15 protein-coding genes are annotated in these 18888 nt (G+C 57.1%); 11 read left to right on the top strand and 4 right to left on the bottom strand.

Features of this window, described 5'->3' with window-relative positions; all coding sequences use genetic code 11:
- Positions 1–210: 210 nt before the first annotated feature.
- Together MUN86_RS19005 and MUN86_RS19000 are read right to left on the bottom strand one after the other, a co-directional pair.
- On the bottom strand, positions 211–1767 hold the full coding sequence (locus MUN86_RS19005; protein WP_245119612.1) for a DNA integrity scanning protein DisA nucleotide-binding domain protein: 1557 nt from the start codon (positions 1765–1767) through the stop codon (positions 211–213).
- 223 nt (positions 1768–1990) lie between these two features.
- Entirely contained in the window at positions 1991–2821 is an 831-nt protein-coding gene (locus MUN86_RS19000) for an energy transducer TonB (RefSeq protein ID WP_245119611.1), read from the bottom strand.
- Between the two features lie 117 nt (positions 2822–2938).
- Here MUN86_RS19000 and MUN86_RS18995 point away from each other — a divergent pair, with 117 nt between their 5' ends.
- From MUN86_RS18995 to MUN86_RS18945, 11 genes are all read left to right on the top strand, one after another.
- A complete protein-coding gene (locus MUN86_RS18995; RefSeq protein ID WP_245119610.1) occupies positions 2939–3397 on the top strand; it encodes a RidA family protein in 459 nt (152 codons plus the stop codon).
- A 498-nt stretch (positions 3398–3895) separates the two neighbouring features.
- Positions 3896–6121 (top strand): TonB-dependent receptor plug domain-containing protein, encoded by a 2226-nt coding sequence (locus MUN86_RS18990; RefSeq protein ID WP_245119609.1) that lies wholly within the window; start codon positions 3896–3898, stop codon positions 6119–6121.
- A gap of 120 nt (positions 6122–6241) precedes the next feature.
- Positions 6242–8107, top strand: a complete 1866-nt coding sequence (locus tag MUN86_RS18985; RefSeq protein ID WP_245119608.1) for a MutS-related protein — start codon at positions 6242–6244, stop codon at positions 8105–8107.
- Positions 8108–8210: 103 nt separating this feature from the next.
- The gene (locus tag MUN86_RS18980; RefSeq protein WP_245119607.1) at positions 8211–9179 is read left to right on the top strand and encodes a bestrophin family protein; all 969 of its coding nucleotides are present in this window, start codon (positions 8211–8213) and stop codon (positions 9177–9179) included.
- Positions 9180–9651: 472 nt separating this feature from the next.
- Positions 9652–9795, top strand: a complete 144-nt coding sequence (locus tag MUN86_RS18975) for a hypothetical protein (protein WP_245119606.1) — start codon at positions 9652–9654, stop codon at positions 9793–9795.
- Positions 9796–9806: 11 nt separating this feature from the next.
- Positions 9807–11222 (top strand): FAD-dependent oxidoreductase, encoded by a 1416-nt coding sequence (locus tag MUN86_RS18970; protein ID WP_245119605.1) that lies wholly within the window; start codon positions 9807–9809, stop codon positions 11220–11222.
- A 241-nt stretch (positions 11223–11463) separates the two neighbouring features.
- The gene (locus MUN86_RS18965) at positions 11464–11865 is read left to right on the top strand and encodes a type 1 glutamine amidotransferase family protein (protein WP_245119604.1); all 402 of its coding nucleotides are present in this window, start codon (positions 11464–11466) and stop codon (positions 11863–11865) included.
- The gene (locus MUN86_RS18960) at positions 11865–12293 is read left to right on the top strand and encodes a cyanophycinase (RefSeq protein ID WP_245125797.1); all 429 of its coding nucleotides are present in this window, start codon (positions 11865–11867) and stop codon (positions 12291–12293) included. Before MUN86_RS18965 ends, MUN86_RS18960 begins: the two co-directional genes overlap by 1 nt.
- A gap of 111 nt (positions 12294–12404) precedes the next feature.
- On the top strand, positions 12405–14552 hold the full coding sequence (locus MUN86_RS18955) for an FUSC family membrane protein (RefSeq protein WP_245119603.1): 2148 nt from the start codon (positions 12405–12407) through the stop codon (positions 14550–14552).
- 80 nt (positions 14553–14632) lie between these two features.
- Positions 14633–14839, top strand: coding sequence for a hypothetical protein (locus MUN86_RS18950; RefSeq protein ID WP_245119602.1), 207 nt, complete (start codon positions 14633–14635; stop codon positions 14837–14839).
- Positions 14827–15912, top strand: coding sequence for an MFS transporter (locus MUN86_RS18945; RefSeq protein ID WP_245119601.1), 1086 nt, complete (start codon positions 14827–14829; stop codon positions 15910–15912). Before MUN86_RS18950 ends, MUN86_RS18945 begins: the two co-directional genes overlap by 13 nt.
- Before the next feature lie 118 nt (positions 15913–16030).
- Here MUN86_RS18945 and MUN86_RS18940 read toward each other — a convergent pair whose 3' ends face one another.
- A complete protein-coding gene (locus MUN86_RS18940; RefSeq protein WP_245119600.1) occupies positions 16031–16669 on the bottom strand; it encodes a response regulator in 639 nt (212 codons plus the stop codon).
- 141 nt (positions 16670–16810) lie between these two features.
- A complete protein-coding gene (locus tag MUN86_RS18935; protein ID WP_245119599.1) occupies positions 16811–18745 on the bottom strand; it encodes a sensor histidine kinase in 1935 nt (644 codons plus the stop codon).
- Between the last annotated feature and the right edge of the window lie 143 nt (positions 18746–18888).

The raw sequence follows: 18888 nt of genomic DNA, 5'->3' as shown, positions 1-18888 counted from the left end.
ACCGTATTTATCACACTGCTTATTTAGCCCTTCGATCTGACTATCAAAGCATAAGCGTTTTTCAGCTGCTAATTAGCTAGTGTAGTTGTGGATATGTTACTGTTGAGCACCAAGAGGTAGCTCATGTTCCTATTAAGCAAAAACAAAACTGCGCAAAGCCTGCCCGAATAAGGCGAAGCTTTGCGCAGTGCAGTTAAGGAAATTAAGTCTTTAGTCCTCTTCTTCCAGTCGGTCTTTGGTGATGATATTCACCATGCCGTCTTCGCTGACCACAATGGCCAGGCAGGGATAAGGCGACGTTTCCACATAGCGAATAGCCGAATTGTAGCGGGCGCCGCGGGTGCTAGTGCCGCGGCCTGAGGCTTTACCATCCAAGATTACGCCGATGGAATAGCAGTAGCCGTCGGGGTCGAGAAGAACGGCGCCATCAATCGACGTGACGAGGCGGGTGATGAGCGGCGTGAGGGGCACCGGCTCAATCAGGGTGCATTGCAGCTTCAGGCGGTCGGCTTCGGCTAGGGCTTCGGTGGTAATGACCATCAGTGTGCCGTGCTTTTGGCGGCTGGCTTCCAGCACCACTTCCCACAAGTGCTCGATCTTGGCCGGGTCGGTGAGGTGGAAGGTGCGCTTCAGGTCTTTGCGGAACCGCGTGCGGTTGACGCGCGAGCGGGGCAAACTCGGCTGGCTGTAAATGGTACGCATCAGCACCTTGCCGTCGTGCTGAAACTCCCAGGCGTAGTGGTTGATGAAGTTGATGACGAACAAGTCTTCCCGGGTCGGGTCGTACTCGCCAACAAGCCGCCCAAGCGCGTACACATTTTCACTATCCGAGAGCAAGCTCACGTCGGGCGTGGTCATTTCGAGCAGTTTGCGCACGGCCCGGTAGTCGGTGAGCGGGGTAGGGCAGGTGAGGGCAAATACCTCTTCCACATTGGGGTGGCGGCGGCGGGCCATAATGAGCTTACCCACTCCGCCGGCGCCTTCGTAGCGCAAGCTGGAAATGGTGTTTAGCGTGTTGAAGAGCCGCGCCGCACCGGGTTCGGCCCCGAGCGCCTGCGCGGGCGTATCGAGCAGGCTTTTGCCGGCGGCGCGCAGTATTTCTTCGGTTTCGCGGGGGCGCATCATGATGCCAGAACCGGGTTCCGGCTCACTCAACGATTTCACGCACTCTTCGGTGAAGCGGAAGATGGCCGCTGCCAACAGCGAAGGTGCCAAGGGCCGACCATCGGTGTAGAAACGGTGGGGCCGCAACGACGGATAAGCGCGCATAGCTTTGCGCCGCACCCGCAGTACCGTCATCACGAAGTAGCCATTGATGCGGATAGGCCAGCCGGGCACGTGCTGGTAGATGGTGTTTTCATCGAGCTTGTCGAACACATCCTGCACGGCCGTCCGGATGCCCAACGACTCTTGCCGACGGTTGAGCATTTCGGGCGTCACTTCCTCCCGAATGGCAAGCGAAACAGGAACAAGGCGTTCGATGTCACGGCCCCGGTTTACGGCGTTGGTGAAATGCAGTGTATCGAGGCCGTGGTTGGCTGGTTCCAAATGAACGAGAGGCGCATCAGGCTGGGGCGAATCGATATGCAGGGCCAGCAACATAGTGAACGGTTCTAACTCGTCGTCGAGCGCATTGAAAATACCGTTGGCAATGTTCTGGGCGGCTTGCAGAAAGCGCGTTTGATAAGGCCAAACTTTGAAAGTATCGGCTTCGAGGGGAGGCTGAGTAGCTACGGGTGGGGCAGAAAGCAGCGGAAGAGTAAGCATGTGGAAGGCGGAAAGAACGCTCAGAACAATTGGCCTAGCCCAGGCTAGGAACCAATGGTCTCACTCTGGAAAGGAATAACGAGCGGGCTATACGGTATAAGTAGTTGGATATTAGTAACAAGATACTGGACTTAGGTGATTTTTGCGAAGCATAGTGCCGCCTTTCCATCCGCTCTCTGGTACTCATAGCCTACTTACTGGACGCGTACGCCCGTCAAATACTTTACAACTGAAATAGAACAGGCAAGACCATCTTTTGCTTTAATGGTTGACCTTGATACGAAGCAGGCGTCCACTTGGGCGCTGTCTTGATAAGCCGCAGCGCTTCCTGGTCGAGGCCTGAGCCGAGGGGTTTCACCACCTTCGCATCGGTGAGGGAGCCGTCTTTCTGGATAACAAATTCCACCATCACTTTGCCTTCCACCTTCCGTTGCCGGGCCAGGGCGGGGTATTGCTGATTTTTCTGAATCCACTCGAAAAACGCCTCGGTGCCGCCTACAGGCCGGGCCGGCTGGTCGGGCGTGATGATAGTGGCTCCCGATTTGGTTGTGTTGCCCGCTGGTGTGGGGGCGCCAGCTGGAGCAGTGCCGGCGGTGGCTGGTTCGGTGGCCGGAGCCGGCCCACCGGCCCCGAGCGGTATTTGGAAGGCTATCGGAATGTTGACGCGCTGGCGCACTTTCTGACCTTTGTGCTGCGCCGGCGTCCATTTGGGGCCGCCCTTAATTAACCGCACTGCTTCGGCATCGAGCAGTGGATCGACGGGCTTGCTGGCCGCTACATTGGATATGACGCCCGACTTTTCCACCACAAAGGTAACTTCCACGGTGCCGGCCACCCCGCGCTGCAAGGCGGCGGTAGGGTATTGTTGGTTGTCGGCCAGGTATTGGGCGTAGGCTTCTACGCCGCCAATAGGTACGGCGGGTTGGGCCACGGCATCATAGATCTGTTCGGGTTCCGGTTTGGGGTACTTCAGTTTCTGCTGGGCTAGTGCGGGTGCAGCCATGGGTAGGGCCAGCAACGCCACGAAAGCGAAACGACGGAAAAAATACTGCATAGCGAGAAATACAGGAGTAGATGGGTGGAGAGGCCGAAGTTAACTCAACAACCGCACCAGTAGGTACGCTGGTTCAGTGGCGCTCTGTCGGCCCCGAAAATCGGCTAGTTTTGGCGTATGGGACCTGACACTACTTCCGCTGGCGGCACATCGGCCGCATCTACTGCTCACAATTCCAGTCGTGCGCCCGAGCCGGTAGGGCTGTACCCGCACGCGCGCCGGGTAGGCAATCTGCTGTTCTTGTCAGGAGTGGGGCCACGCCAGCGCGGGCAGCAGGCGGTGCCCGGCGTAGAGCAAGACGCGGCCGGCAACATCCTGCGCTACGACTTCGAAAGTCAGTGCCACGCCGTCTTTCAAAACGTGCGCTACATCTTGGAAGAAGCGGGGGCCCGCTGGGAGGATTTGGTAGACGTGACGGTGTTTCTAACCAACATGAAAGTTGATTTCCCAACCTACAATCGTCTCTACGCCGAATATTTCCAGAGCAACCAGCCCTGCCGCACCACCGTCGAGGTGAATTGCTTGCCCACGCCCATTGCCATCGAGCTGAAGTGCATAGCCGCAGTAGCTGGATAAGACAGAGCCACTAGACAAGCTACTCTAGTCAGGTTACAGCAAAATAGTAGGCTGTCAAAAAGAATCCATGACTGTGGAAAGTATGGGAGAGTCATGCAAAGCGGGGTCGAATTAGCTCGCGTACTACCGTTGCAGAGGTATTGCCCTGCTGAGCGGAGCCGAAGCATCTTGCTCGACTCGTTGCAATGGCAAAAGGATTTCTCACCCGAGCGAGATGCTTCGACTACGGCGGCGCCTTCGTTCAGCAGAACGGTTAGCACTACAACGTCAGCACGCGAGATGCTTCGGCTCTGCTCAGCAGGACGGTCTAATGATGATCTGTTAACCTCCTTCTTCCTTTCATTTCCAAAGCTCTTCACTTAGTAGCCGAATAGAACCAAGAGTAAGCTGAGAAATGGGCGCTAGCGGACCGTAATTACTGCTTATGAAAGTGCTGCTACTGCTAAGCTAAGTTTCATAACTTTGATTGCGACCTGTTCTCAATCCGAAGTACCATTTATGAAGCAAACGTTACCTATCTCATTTGCCTTACTCATCATCATTCCGGCCGCTGCTCAAACGGCCACTACGCCCGACACCACCCGTATTGTTGGCTTGAATGAGGTAGTCGTGTCGGCTAACCGCATACAGGGGGAACGAAAGCTGGATTTGCCGCAACAAATAGACGTGCTGAGTGCCCGCCAGATTCGGTTGCTGAATCCGGCTACTACTGCCGATGCGTTGCTAAATTCGGGTTGGGTGTTTGTGCAGAAGTCGCAGCTTGGTGGCGGTTCGCCGGTGCTGCGCGGTTTCGAAGCCAACAAGGTGCTGCTGGTTGTAGATGGCGTTCGGCTCAACAATGCCATCTACCGCGCGGGTCACCTCCAAAACATCCTGACAGTAGACGCCAACTCGCTGGAGCGGACGGAAATTCTGAACGGGGCTGGGGCCGTGATGTACGGTTCCGACGCGTTGGGCGGTGTTATCAGCCTCTATACCAAGCAGCCGAAGCTAGCCGACAGCGGCACTACTGGCCCGCAGGTACTCACCAACAACCTGCTGCGCTACGCCACCGCCGCCCGCGAAAAAACGGTGCACACCGATGTAAGTCTGGGCTGGCAGCGGTGGGCGCTGCTGACCAGCGTGACGGCCACCGATTTCGATGACTTGCGCAAAGGCCGCAACGGCATGGACAAGTATCCCGGTTTTGGGGAAGTGAAGCAGTACGTGGAGCGGCAGAATGGTAAAGACGTAGTAGTAAACAACGAGCATCCCAACCGACAGAAGTTCACGGGCTACCGCCAGTTAGATGTAGTGCAGAAAGTACTGTTTCAGCCGCAAGCCGGGCAGCACCACACGCTCAACCTCCAGCTCTCCACTACCTCCGATATTCCGCGCTTCGACCGCCTCCAGACGTACCGCAACGGTGCTTTGCGCTACGCCGAGTGGGAATACGGTCCGCAAAAGCGCCTGTTTGCCAGCTACCAGTTAGAGCTGACGCGCCAAATCAAGTTCTACGATGTGCTGCGCCTGACGCCCGCCGTGCAGGACATCGAGGAAAGCCGCTTGGTGCGCGACTTCGGGGTGAATGTGCGCCAGGAAAACACCGAGAAAGTACGGGTGCTCAGTGCCAACCTAGATTTGTTCAAGGACCTCGGCCAGCACGAGTTGCGCTACGGTGCCGAAGTAACTCACAACAAGGTTCGCAGCATAGGGGAGGGCGTCAACATCCTGACCGGAGCGGTACAGCCTATTGTCACCCGTTACCCCAACGGCTCGACCTACGGTACGGTTGGCGCTTACGCCGCGCACCGCTGGGAAATAACCGACCACCTAATTTTCTCGGATGGCTTGCGATTCAGCAATGTACAAGTGGAAGCCGCCTTCAACCGCCAGTTTTTCGACTCGCCTTACAACACCGTAAAGCAGAATTCGTCGTCGTTGGATGGCAACGTGGGTTTGGTGGCCATGCTGCCGGCTGGCCTGCGCGCGAGTGGACTAGTAGCTACCGGATTTCGCAACCCGAACGTGGACGACCTGAGCCGCACTTTCGAGCAAACTACGGGTACCAGCCAAACCATGGGTACCCTTATCATTCCGAATCCTGGTCTGAAGCCGGAGCGGGTCGTGAATTATGAGTTGGAGCTTTCCGAGAACATAGAAAACCGCTTGCTGCTGTCCGTCACGGGCTTCTATACCAACCTGCGCAACGCGCTAGTAGTGCGCCCCTTCGCCGCCCCCGATGGCCAGACCACTACCCAGTACAACGGCAAAACCTACCAGACCGTGGCCACCGTTAACACGGGACAGGCGCGCATCTATGGCATTTCCAGTCGCGCTCAGCTGGCCTTGTCGGCTCACTTGCGCTTCGACGGCACCCTGACCTACACCCACGGCCGCGACCGTACCGCCGACGTGCCCCTCGACCACATTTCGCCCATTTATGGCCGCACAGCACTTACTTATCAACTGCGCCGCGTGATGGCCGAAGGCTCGGTGCTCTTCAACGGCCGCAAAACCGTGGCGCAATACAGCCCGAGCGGGGAAGATAACCTGCCTCAGGCCACTCCGGCCGGCGCCTTAGGCTGGTACACGCTCAACTTGCGCACCAGCTACCAACTTACTTCTCGGTGGGCTTTGCAAGCCGGCCTAGAAAACATTTTGGATAGCAACTACCGCGTGTTTGCCTCCGGCATTAGTGCTCCCGGCCGCAACCTATTCGTTACGGTGCGGTTCGAGCGGTAAAGGACGCGCGGCAACACTGTGCGGGCTAAGAGGGGCTGTTGAGTGTCTTTGCCTGAAGTGCGTGCCCATTCATCTATTTACCACCTCGTACCTTCGTGGTTCTCTACCCATGTTGTTGCCGTGCCAATTTCCAACGCTGTCCGTCCGCTTACTGTTGCTCCGTCCGAGGTTTTCACGGAAAACCTAGCCACCCATATAGCCCGCGAAAAATACTTTGCCGGGCGGCACCAGTTGGGTGGGTGGCTGCGGCTGCTGCTGTTTGTGGGGGGCGCGGCAGGGGCGTGGTGGCTGTTTTCCAACGAGCATATTGCGCCGGGCATAGCTTTCGTGCTGGCTATATGGGTGTTGTTTTCCATTCTGGTGCGCTGGCACAGCGGCATCAGCTACCAGCGCGAGCATCATCGGCTGCTGGCTCGCATCAACCAAGACGAGTTGGACCGGCTGGCCGGTAAGCTCAGTGGCTTTGACCCGGGGCTGCGTTACCTCGACGCACAGCATCCGTACGCTGCCGACCTTGATGTGTTCGGGGAACATTCGCTGTTTCAATTGCTCAACCGCGCCACCACCCGGCTCGGACACGACTGGTTGGCGAGCTGGCTGCTTCATCCTGCCAAACCTGCCGAGGTGCAGGCTCGCCAGCAAGCCACCACCGAGCTAGCGCCCGATGTAACCTGGCTGCAAGAGTGGCAGGCTCGGGCCCGTCACTTTCCCCGCCAGCAAGCAGACCCACGGGAGTTTAGCGCCTGGCTGGCCCGTCCCGATTTTTTCGCCGGTAAACCCTGGCTAAAGCCGCTGCTGGTAGTGCTGCCCCTACTCGTAGGAGCAAGTATTGTGGCTTGGCTGCTCAATTATGGCTTCTATGCCTTGGTAGCGATACAGTTAGTTATTGGGTTGCTGAATGGCCGCATGGCCGCTGTGCGCAACGAGTACGCCGAACAGGCCACCGCTATGCGCGACGCCTTGCGCGCCACCCAGGCACAGCTCGCCTTGTTCGAGCAGGACCCTGACCGTAGCTGGCAGGCGCCCCGGCTGCAACAGCTACTGGCTACGTTGCAACAAGCCAGCCACGGCGCGGCTGCTACGCAGCGGCTAGGGCAGCTTTCCAATGTTGCGGGCCTGTTCCGGGGGCGCGAACATCCATTGGGGGCTTTGCTATTGAACAGCTTGCTGCTTTGGGATTTGCATGCTGTTTGGCAACTAGAGCGCTGGAAGCGCGGCCTCGGCTCGGAACTGACCACGGTGCTGGAAGTGCAAGCCGAACTAGAGGCATTGGTTAGTTTGGCTGGGTGGCAATTTGCTAACCCTGGCTACGTAGTGCCCGAGCTAAGCGCCGAGCAACTAGAGGTAACGGCTACCGAACTAGGTCACCCACTCATTTTCAGCGCCACGCGCATCACCAACGACTTCCATACCGTCGGGCTGGCCCAAACGGTGGTCGTGACGGGGTCGAATATGGCGGGGAAAAGCACGTTTCTGCGGACACTAGGGTTGAACATGGTGCTGGCTTTGGCTGGTGGCGTGGTGTGTGCCCGCCACTTCCGGGTGAGTCCGGCGCAGGTGTTCACGGCTATGCGCACCCAAGACAACCTCGCCGAAAGCACCTCTTCCTTCTACGCCGAACTCAAACGCTTGCGTTTGCTCCTCGACTTAAGCAGTCAGCAGTCAGGCACCAATGATTCGGCGCTGCCGGTTTTCTATTTGCTCGATGAAATTTTGAAAGGCACTAATTCGCTGGATCGGCACCGGGGCGCCCGCGCCTTGCTGCGGCAGTTACATCAGCGCCGCGCTGGCGGCCTCGTCAGCACCCACGACTTGGAATTGGCCGCGCTGGAAGAAGAGTGGCCGGGGCAAGTCCGCAATTTCAGCTTCAACAGCACCTTCGCCAACGGCCAGATTCACTTCGACTATCACCTGACTCCAGGCCCTTGTCGCTCCTTCAATGCCAGCCAACTCATGCAGCTCATGGGAATCGAAGTTGATTATTGACGAGCTATAATCATATTGCGGAGATGGGTGGGTTTTCTCTACAGTATGATAGCAAAAATCAGCTCATCAATCATTGACACCCTGACAATCAACACATCAAACTATGTACGTTCGTAGTAATCTGCGCTGGCACATCATCTGGAAGTATGCTTGGAAGGGCGTAGTAGCTTTTACTCTGTACTCGCTGTTGGTTTGCCTTATATACGGACCGATAGGGTTTCATTCGCTGTCGATTCCGTGGCAGCCCGTTGCCACGCTGGGTACGGCTGTGGCCTTCTATATCGGCTTCAAGAACAACGGCTCGTACGACCGATTTTGGGAAGCCCGGCAGATCTGGGGTGGCATTGTCAATTACAGCCGCACGTGGTCGATGCAGGCGCTGGAGTTTGTGACGTCGGTGGTAGATGGTCCGGGCGTGGATGCGCCAGCTGCTTCGCGCGCCGAGCTGTCGTTGCGGCACCGCCGGTTGGTGTACCGCCAAATAGCGTGGTGCAACGCGCTGCGCCTGCACCTGCGCCGCCAAAACGACCAATGGGACCAGCAGGTCGGTCCTTTCCTCGACCCGGCCGAATCGGTGGAGATGCAGCGCAAGCAGAACCCGCCGGTGCATTTGCTGCGTCAGCAAGCCGCCGACTTGCGCGTGCTACGCGAGGAGCGGGGCCTACTCAACGACTTTCAGCATGTGAATATGATGACTAGCATCGAGCAGTTCAACAACCTGCAAGGCGGCTGCGAGCGAATCAAAAACACGCCCTTCCCGCGGCAATACGCGTTTTTCAGCTTTGTTTTCGTGTGGCTGTTTGCGGCGCTGCTGCCGCTGGGCCTAATCGGTGAATTCGAGAAAATGGGCCCCGACCATATCTGGCTGACGGTACCGTTTTCGGTGTTGGTGTCATGGGTGTTCAACACCATTGAAATAGTGGGACACATCAGCGAAAACCCTTTCGAAAACGAAATGAACGACGTGCCCATGACCGCCATTTGCCGCAACATTGAAATCGACCTACGCGAGATGCTCGGCGAAACGCACCTCCCGCCCAAACTCTCGCCCGTAGACGATATTCTTTACTAGGTATTACTAGTCAGAGCTTTCAAGTTTCTCGTGTTCTAATCAGTCGTCCTGCTAAGCATGCGACGCATCAAGCCAGTGACCAAAGCACTTGGCGTGCTGCCATTGCCAACCAGACCGTCCTGCTGAGCTTGCCGAAGCATCTCGCGTGCTGCCGTTGTAGTGCTAACCGTCATGCTAAGCGAAGGCGCAGCCGTAGTCGAAGCATCTCGCTCGGGTGGGAAACCCTTTTGTCATTGCAACGAGTCGAGCGAGATGCTTCAGCTCCGTTGCACTCCACTCAGCTTGACGGTTAGCACTACAACGGCAGCACGCGAGATGCTTCGGCTTCTTTGCCTCCCTGGCTTGATGCGTCACATGCTCCGCATGACGTTCTGGTTAGCAAAGGCAGCACCTTACTCATTCTATTCCAAGCTCGGCGTTAACTAAGACTAGAGAGCGGGCGTAAAGAAAGGCTCCCCCAACCTTTCTATTTATGGCCCAATTGAACCCTGCCCGCACTACCGGCGCCACCCAAACGTCGTGGTTTCCTACAACCGGCCCGCTGCCTACATTTCCGAAGCTAACCGAGTCCATTACTGCCGATGTAGTGGTGGTAGGAGGGGCATTGCTGGGCTGACCTCAGCCTATTTGTTGGGTCGTGAAGGCCGCAAAGTGGTGCTGCTGGAAGACGGCGAAATAGCTTCTGGCGAAACGGGCCGCACCACGGCGCACCTTTCGTTTGCCCTTGATGATCGGTACACGACGCTGGAAGAACTCTTCGGCAAAGACGGAGCCCGCCTAGCCGCCGACAGCCACCGCAGTGCCGTCGATAAAATCGAGGAAATAGTAAAGCGCGAGAACATTGACTGCGACTTCGAGCGCCTCAATGGCTACCTGTATCTGCCCAAAGACGGTAAGGTAAAGGAGCTGGACGAAGAGCTGGAAGCAGCGCACCGCGCGGGCCTCACCGATGTGAAGCGCCTACCCGACGCGGGTGCTCAAGGCTTCACTACGGGCGAGTGCCTTGTATTTCCAAACCAGGGTCAGTTCCATATCCTGAAATACCTAAGCGGCGTAGCCGAGGCCATTACGCGCCAAGGCGGACAAATTTTCACGAACACCCACGCCTCTGAAGTGAAGGGCGGCAGCAACGCCGGTGTTACGACCACGGAAGGCTACGAAGTAAAGGCCGACGCGGTGGTTATTGCTACCAACACGCCTTTCAACGACCGGGTGGTGATGCATACCAAGCAGCATCCGTACCGCACCTACGTGGTAGGTGCCCGGGTACCCAAAGGCTCCGTTACGACGGCCCTGTACTGGGATACGGCCGACCCCTACCATTACATTCGTTTGCAAAAAGTGGATGCTGGCCCCCGCGGCGGTCAAGTCGATTACGACTTGCTGATAGTGGGCGGCGAAGACCACAAAACCGGCCAAGAGCCCAATCCCGAAGACCACTTGCAGTGTCTCGAAGACTGGACACGCGAAAATTTTCCCTCGGTGAAGGGCATCGACTATCGGTGGTCGGGGCAGGTGATGGAGCCGGTCGATGGGCTAGGCTATGCCGGCCTTAACCCCTTAGACGATGAAAACGTGTACATCATCACCGGCGACTCTGGCCACGGCATGACCCACGGCACGCTCGGTCCCATGATCATCACCGACCTGATTTTGGGCCGCGAAAACCCTTGGGCCAAGCTCTATGACCCCGGTCGCGTGACGCTAAAGCTGGAATCGGTAAAGGAATATGTTACCGAAAACCTGAATGTAGCGGCCGAATACACCGAACTGCTAACCGGCGGCGAAGTGAAAAGCGCCGACGATGTAGCGCCCGGCACTGGCGCCGTAATAGGGCGCGGCCCTCTGAAAGTAGCCGTGTACCGCGACCCGAAGGGCCAAGTGCACGAGTGCTCGGCTGTTTGCCCGCACCTGCACTGCATTGTGCACTGGAACTCTTTGGAAACCAGCTGGGATTGTCCGTGCCACGGTTCGCGCTTCGATGCCTACGGCCGCCTACTCGACGGACCAGCCAACGAGGACTTAGCTAAAGTGGAGCAATAGATTACCAAGAAACTCCTCTCCAATAAGTAATGGAATGGCACCCACCACTACCGCGGCGTAGTGGTGGGTGCCATCTGTTACAAAGCGTGTTTGCAAAACCGACTTCCGTGTGATGCTTTAAGCTGGCCCTGCCAGGACTGCCTAAACCGGACGAATACCACACCTACTCACCCTAACTTTCGGATTCCCACTTCATGCCCACCTCGAAAAAGAAAACCGCATCCACTCAAAAAGACGCTATGTGCCCTCACCCACTCGGAATGTTGATTTCTATTGGGGGCATGAACGCAAAGACGTTTCGAACGGGGATGATGCCGACATGGCCGACGACTCTATTCTGCGTCGGGTGGTTGACGAGATAGGCAACAGAGGCCCTATTCTAGTATTACCTATTGCATCGGAAGAGCCCAAGGAGGCAGCGCAAGATTACATCAACGTTTTCAAAGACTTGGGGTGCAGTGTGGTAAATGTGCTTGATATCCGGAGCCGTGAGGAAGCCGAGAGCGAGGAAAGCTTGCGGTTGCTGGATGAAGCTGGCGGCGTGATGTTCACGGGCGGCGACCAGCTTCGGCTGACGGCGCTGCTTGGGGGACCGCCTTTCAACGGCGCCTCAAGGAGCGGTACACGCAGGAGCCATTTGTAATTGCCGGTACTAGCGCCGGGGCCGCGGCCATGAGTACGCCCATGATTTATCAAGGCCGTAACAATGCGGGCATGCTCAAAGACGAAATCCACATCACGACCGGACTGGAGTTTCTGCACAACGTAGCCATCGACACGCACTTTGTGGCCCGGGGCCGGATAGTGCGCATGGCCCAGATTATTGCCACCAATCCATCGTGCATCGGATTGGGGCTGGAGGAAGATACCGCTGTAGTCGTGACCAAAGGCCGCGAACTGGAGGTTATTGGCAGCGGCCTAGTGGTAGTGTTGGATGGCATGGGCGTAACGAACACCAACATTCATGAGGTTGAGCCCGGCAAGCCCTTTTCCATCCGCGACCTGCGCATGCACTTGCTAAGCAGCGGTGAGCGGTACACGCTGCCCGTCATAGAGCAGATGCACTTGTAGCCAACGCCACTGGTGGCAAAATTCGGCGCCGGTGGTGGGCATCGTTGGTTTTTGCGGTAGCTTGGCACCCAACTCCTCGTATAGATGAGTTTGGACCCGCAGCCTGCTGCAATGAACGAACACACCCGTAAGCTTCAGTACTTCTTTTTCAGCCAAGACTTTTCCGACGGCTTGCGTATTACGCTGGCCGTGCTGCTACCTGGCCTCGTCTTTGGATGGCTAGGGAAACTGGAAATAGGCATGGACTTGTCGTTGGGAGCGTTGTGCCTGAGTATCACCGACGCCCCCGGCCCCCTTGTACACAAGCGCAACGGCATGGCTGCTGGCTTGGCGCTGCTGCCCATTGTGGCCCTTGTCACGGGGTTTGCGCAGCCGTATTTGTGGCTGCTCGGGATAGAGATAGTGTTGTTCAGCTTCTTGTTTACCTTGTTTCTGGTGTATGGCACCCGGGCGGGTTCGGTGGGAACGGCGGCGCTGCTGCTGGTTATTCTGATGATGGACCGCGCCTTGCCATTTGCGAAGTTGCTTGAATTCACGGCTCTCGTGACGGTGGGTGCCGTGTGGTACATGGCGGTTAGCTTGCTCACCTACCAGATTCGGCCGTACCGCTCGGCCCAACAGGCACTGGGCGAATGTATTCGGGCGGTAGCGGGGTTTCTGCGCCTCAAAGCTGAGTTTTACCGCACGGGCACCAACCTCGAAAACGACTACCGGCGCCTCATGACCCAGCAGGTGACGGTGAGCGAAAAGCAGGATGCCGTGCGCGAATTGCTGTTTCGCACGCGGCAAATGATGAAGGAATCGACGGGAACGGGCCGGCGGCTGGTGCTCACCTTCGTCGATTTGATGGACCTGTATGAGCACATCACGGTCACGTACTACGACTACAAGGCCATTCATTCCCGGTTCGAGCGTACGGGTATCCTCGATGCCATAGCCGGGTTGGTAGAGCAAATGGCTTCCGAACTGGAAAGCATTGGCTACGCCATTCAAGCCAACCACAGCTATAGCTCACGCCTGCAACTCACGGCGAGCCTAGAGCAACTCAAGGCCCGCATTGATGCGCTTGATGACCCAACCCAACCCGGCCATACCCTGGTGCTGAAGAAGATTCTGGTGAATCTGCGCAACCTCAGCCAGCGGCTCCAAGATATTCTGGCCTACTTCGATGGCAATGCCGTTCCGGCCAGCCGGGAGTTGGAATTTGGGCGGTTTGTGTCGCACCAGAGCTTTGCACTCGAAGAACTGCGGGGTCATTTGACGCTCAGTTCCAGTGCTTTTCGGCACGCCATCCGGATGGCGCTGGCTTGTCTGGTGGGCTATGTGGTAGCCAAGGTGTTGCTGCCTGGCCACCACAGCTACTGGATTCTGATGACCACTACCTACATGCTCAAGCCGGCGTTTAGCTTAACCAAGGAGCGCAACATTCACCGGGTGCTGGGTACGCTGGCGGGCGGCATCATTGGGGGGCTGGTGTTGTGGTTGGTGCAAGACCGGATGGCGCTGGTGGCCTTGCTGTTCGTGTTTATGCTCACCTCGTTTAGCTTCACGCGCAGTAACTACATTGTGGCCGTCACGTTCATGACGCCCTTCGTGTTGATCTTGTTTAGCTTCCTGGGCCTTGGCTATTTGCAAGTGGTGGAAGAGCGGATTCTGGACACCGTGCTCGGCTGCCTGATTGCGTTTGCGGCCAGCTACGTGCTGTTTCCGAACTGGGAATCCGACCAGTTGCAGGACTACATGACGGCCGTGCTTCGCGCCAACCTGCTCTACCTCCAAACCCTCACCGAAACGCTACTTGGATCGTCGGTGGCGGAAGTTGACTACAAGTTGGCCCGCAAGGAAGTGTACGTTAGCTCTGCCAACCTCGCGGCGGCCTTTCAGCGCATGATGTCGGAGCCGCGCGCCAAACAGCACCACCCCAACGAAGTGCACGAATTTGTGGTGCTCAACCACATTCTTTCTTCCAATGTGGCGTCCATTTCCTCGGCGCTGCTTTCGCACGATAGCCGTAGTCCGCTCGGCGGAAGCACCTTGTTGCGGCCCGTGCGCCAAGCGCAGCAAGCCCTGCACCGCAGCCTGCGCCGCCTCGATATCAAAGAGCCCGAAGAATTGCCCGCTGCCTCCACAGACGGTGCCACCGCGCCCGCCCGCCCCGAAACCACCACTGCCCCCGACCCGCAACTCACCGAGCAACTGGATTTCATTCAGAAAGTAAGCGGCGACATCAGCAAAGTGACCGAAGAAGTACTGAAGTAGCAAAGGAGGTTTTCAGGATTTAGCTGTTACTAATTACCCGCCTCCAAGGCATTCCTGTTCGCCTCTCTTACTCTGCTTCTGTGCGTCATCTTGTACTCCGCGAAAGTACCGGTCTGCGGTACTTCACCTTCTTCTATCTGTATGTGATGCAAGGCATTCCGGCCGGCTTCGGCCTGACGGCGGTGGTCAACTATCTAATAGGCAAGAATCTGAGTGCAGCCACGGTGGCTACGTTTTCGGCGGTTGTGGGGCTGCCCTGGGCCTTGCAATTTGTATGGGGCCGCTGATTGATAAGTACCAGGAGTCCATCATCGGGCAGCGTAAACAATGGGTGGTACTCACGCAGCTGGTGGCCGCCCTGGCCTCGCTCGCCCTGCTGCTCATCGACGACCCGGTGGCGCAGTTGCCTTGGCTGAAGCTGGCTTTTGTGGTGCATAGCGTGTTTGCGTCCATTCAGGATGCCAGCGTGGATGCCATTGCCATTGCAGTAGTGCCCGAGGTAGAGCGTGGCCGCATCAATGCTTTTATGCGCGGTGGCTTTCTGCTGGGTATTTCGGCGGGAGCGGCGGGCTTGTCGTGGTTGCTGCACCGCTATGGCTTTTTCGAGGCGGCGCTGGCGCAATCAGTGGCGCTGCTGTTTTTTACGGTGCTCACGTTCTTTATCCGCCTCGACCGTGCCGACCGGCTTCTGCCCGCCTTTGGGGCAAGCCAGCAGCCCCGGCGCCACAACGACAATCCGCCTCTGAAGTGGCTGTTTCAGGAGCTGTTTCGGGCCATCACGGCACCTCGCACGCTGCGGCTATTTGTCATTATTGCCGTGGCGTATCTGTGTTTGGGCATGTTTGGCTGGGCGTATTCCTATCACCTTATCCAGGTGCTGCACTGGCCCGATGGTGACGTTTCGGTTCTGCAAGGCGGCTGGGGCACCTTGGCTACCCTTACGCTGGTAGTAGCTGGCGGTACACTAGCCGACCGAATAGGGCCTGCACGACTTCAGCGCCGGGTGCTGCTCGGGCTGGGTAGCTTCTTGCTGCTGTTCTGTAGCCTGAGCTTCTGGTGGTACAATCCGGCGGTAGCTACCGTGGGGCTGCTGGTTTGGAATATGGCCGACCCAAGTTTGAGCGTTGCCGCGCTGCCGCTGCTCATGGCCTTGTGCCAGCCACGCATCGAAGGCTCGCAGTTCACCACGTACATGGCCCTCGTGAACTTGTGTGGCGTGAGTGGCGCCTACTTCACGGGCTGGCTGCTGAAGTTTATTACCGTGCCCATTCTCGGCTTAGTTTGCAGCGTAGTAGTGCTTGGCTTGGTCTGGCTGCTGCGCCCATCACCAGTACTTGCAGTGCCCGAAACAGCAGAATAACCAAGCAATTACTACCAGCTCAAAGGCCACTTACCGTGAGGTGCTGCACGTCGGTTCCACCCATAATCTGGGCTTGGGCTCTAATAACCTTGAAGCAGTGGCGGCCACCACGGATCTGCTACTGCAAGCCATGGTTGTGCGCAAACTGAACCAGGGCGGCAGTATTGTGTAGCTCAAGCTTGTGCATAATATTACGGCGGTGCGTACTCACCGTAAATTCCGCTAGAGAAAGACGGTCAGCAATTTGACGGGTGGTTAACCCTGCTCGCACCAGCCCAATAATTTCCCGTTCGCGGGCAGATAGACGGTGCAGTATCGCCATGTTTGAGTTGCTCGGGACCTGCTGAGTTACGGGCTGATACGCATGCGGAAAGGCATGCTTGCCAGCGTACACCGCCCGGATAGCCGCCAGTAGGTGGTCGGCATCGGCCGATTTGGGTACGAAACCACTCGCGCCCAATACCTGCAGGCGCTCCACTAACTCTAAAGTAGAGGCAGTGCTGAATACCAGCACCCGCATGCCCGGCCATTGCTGTCGCAAATGGGACAGTAATGTTAGGCCGTCGAGGCCAGGCAAGTGTAGGTCCAGCAGCAGCACATCGGCCGGAGCCGGATTTGAGGCAGGCAACCAAGCCAACAGTGCCTCGCCCGAGCTAAACTGCCCGGCTACTTGCAGGTCAGGCTGCTCGGCTACCAGCCGTGCTAGCCCCTGCATGAGCATAGGATGATCATCCAGAATGAGTAAGCGACACGGCATAAGCATACTGGCGAATGATGTACTACGAATAGATAAGCTAGGAGGCGCGCTGAGCAGCGAAGACCCAAGACAGCAAATTCAGCATCAAATCTCGATTCCCCAACTCAACCATTAGCTTTTACGCTAAACTTCTTCTTGCCCTCAACACGGCAAACGCACCACAATGCTGGTGCCTCGGTCGGTACTATCGATATGCACTTGGCCCCGAAGATACTCGGCCCGCGCATATACGCCACGCAGCCCGATGCCAGCACCATTAACTTTCGGTTTGAATCCGGCTCCGTTGTCTTCCACCATTATTTCCAAGGTGTTAGAATGCCGCAGCACCTGTACTTGCACCTCGGTAGCGTTGGCGTGGCGCACGGCGTTATTGAGCAGTTCGGCGGCAATACGATAGGCCGCCGTTTGCAGAGGCTGCGAGAGCTGGTCGATGCCTTCATCGCAGAAGGTACGCACCGTGGGGTTGCCGTAAATGTTGAGCAGCTCGGCCAGTGCCCCCACCGACTCCGCGAGGCCACCCAAGCCAGGCTCGGCAGGTAGCACAGCGTGGCTGAAGGTCCGCACCTCGTCGCGCAGATGCCGGAGCAGCAACTCGGTATGACGACCCGCGGCGGCGGCTTCCGGCGAGCTGGCAATGGCTTGCTGCACCGCCCGGCCCTGCCAAGCTAAGTGCAAGGCGGCCAGGTTGGGCCCTAGTGCGTCGTGCAGCTCTCGGGCTAATCGTTCACGCTCTTCTTCCTGAGCTGCAATGAGCTTGGCCCCCTGCGTATTGCGTTGCCGCAGCTGCTTGATACGGAGCTGCGCGTTTTGGTGAAGGGTGTAGCGGAAACGCCCCGTAAGCAGGGCACTCAACACCAGCAATTCGAAAAACAGGCCCCAAGCCAACGCATTGGGCTGCATCAGGTGCAGATTGGTGAGACCGATGTGGTTGAACCAAAACAGGCTAAACCCAGTGAAGAAGAAGAAGTACGTGAGGGCATAGTAGGCGGCTAACCGGCGGCGCCGCTTGGTGAGCAGCGTTGCCAGCAGTACCGCCCAGCCATACAGGAATATGGCCGCCAGCAGCAATTCACGGCCGCCATTGAGAAGTAAGAGGCCCGTACCGTGGCTACGTACCGCCGCTGGGTACAGCACCGAATATGCGCCAACAAACACCAAAGCCAGTACCGCCAACACATTGCCAGTTTGGTACAGCCGGGGCCAGCCAGCTCGGAGCCGCAGAAACAGCTGCATAATGCGCACACCGCATGCCACCGCCAGCAGCATAAAGTTGAATTGCCCAATATCCCACAGCAGTTGATAGGGACCCGTGGGCAGGAGCAGGGCGTCCAGGCCATCTTCCATGAGCAGGAAAATGGTAGTGCACACCACGTACAAGATATACCAGATATGTATTCGGTCGCGCAGGAACGCGAATAGCACAAGGTTGAACAGGGCGCTGCTGAGGTAAAAGCCTACCAGCCAAATCCAGTGTTTGTGGAAAACGTAGTTCACTTCCCAGGCCAGAAAATCCTCGGTGGTCGTTACGTCGGTAGGCAGGTACAGGGCCCCGGCATGGTGGTCGATGCGCAAGTACAATTCGGCGCCCTCGCCGCCAGCCAACTCGAAAGGCAAGCACAGACCCCGCGCCGGAAATACTCGTTCAGCGGCTGGCACGCGGGAGCTAGCGGCCGCTATTCGATGAAACTCTGTCTCGCCTTGCCGCCGACAGTAAAGAGTGGCACTGTCGGTGTAGTTGTATACGCTCCACAAAAAACGTCGGCTCTCAGCTAAAGTGTTTTTGACCACGAGTCGTAGCCACAAGCGGCGGTGTACAATGCCAAGGTTGAGCGTGCGGTGCCACGGCCCGGCCTGGAACTTACCAGCTTGCCACAGCGAATCGGCGTGTTGGGCGTTAGCTGGAGCCCTGAAAGGCTCGGTATAGTACCGGTACGTTTCGGAAAGATGCTTACCGTTCGACTCCTTTAGGTAAAGAGTATCTGCTAGCACATGAAGCGGCAAAGGCACCGCCGCAGTGGCATTGCTGCCCAAAAGCCAGCTTGTAAACAGCCAAAAGCCTAGTAGACGTGTCAGCATAGGCGGTTTCTATTAGTGATAGGACACGTATGAAAGACATAATGCAATAATATTATCGTAAAATAATATTTTAAGTGGTAGTACTTAGAATTTTTGAAGCCATTTACTTCAAGGATGATTATTGCTATCAAAGAAGTAGTTGC

Origin of the sequence: Hymenobacter volaticus (assembly GCF_022921055.1) — a bacterium.
GTDB lineage: Bacteria > Bacteroidota > Bacteroidia > Cytophagales > Hymenobacteraceae > Hymenobacter > Hymenobacter volaticus.
Note: the sequence above shows the minus strand (reverse complement) of the source record. Positions and strands in the feature narration are given on the sequence as shown.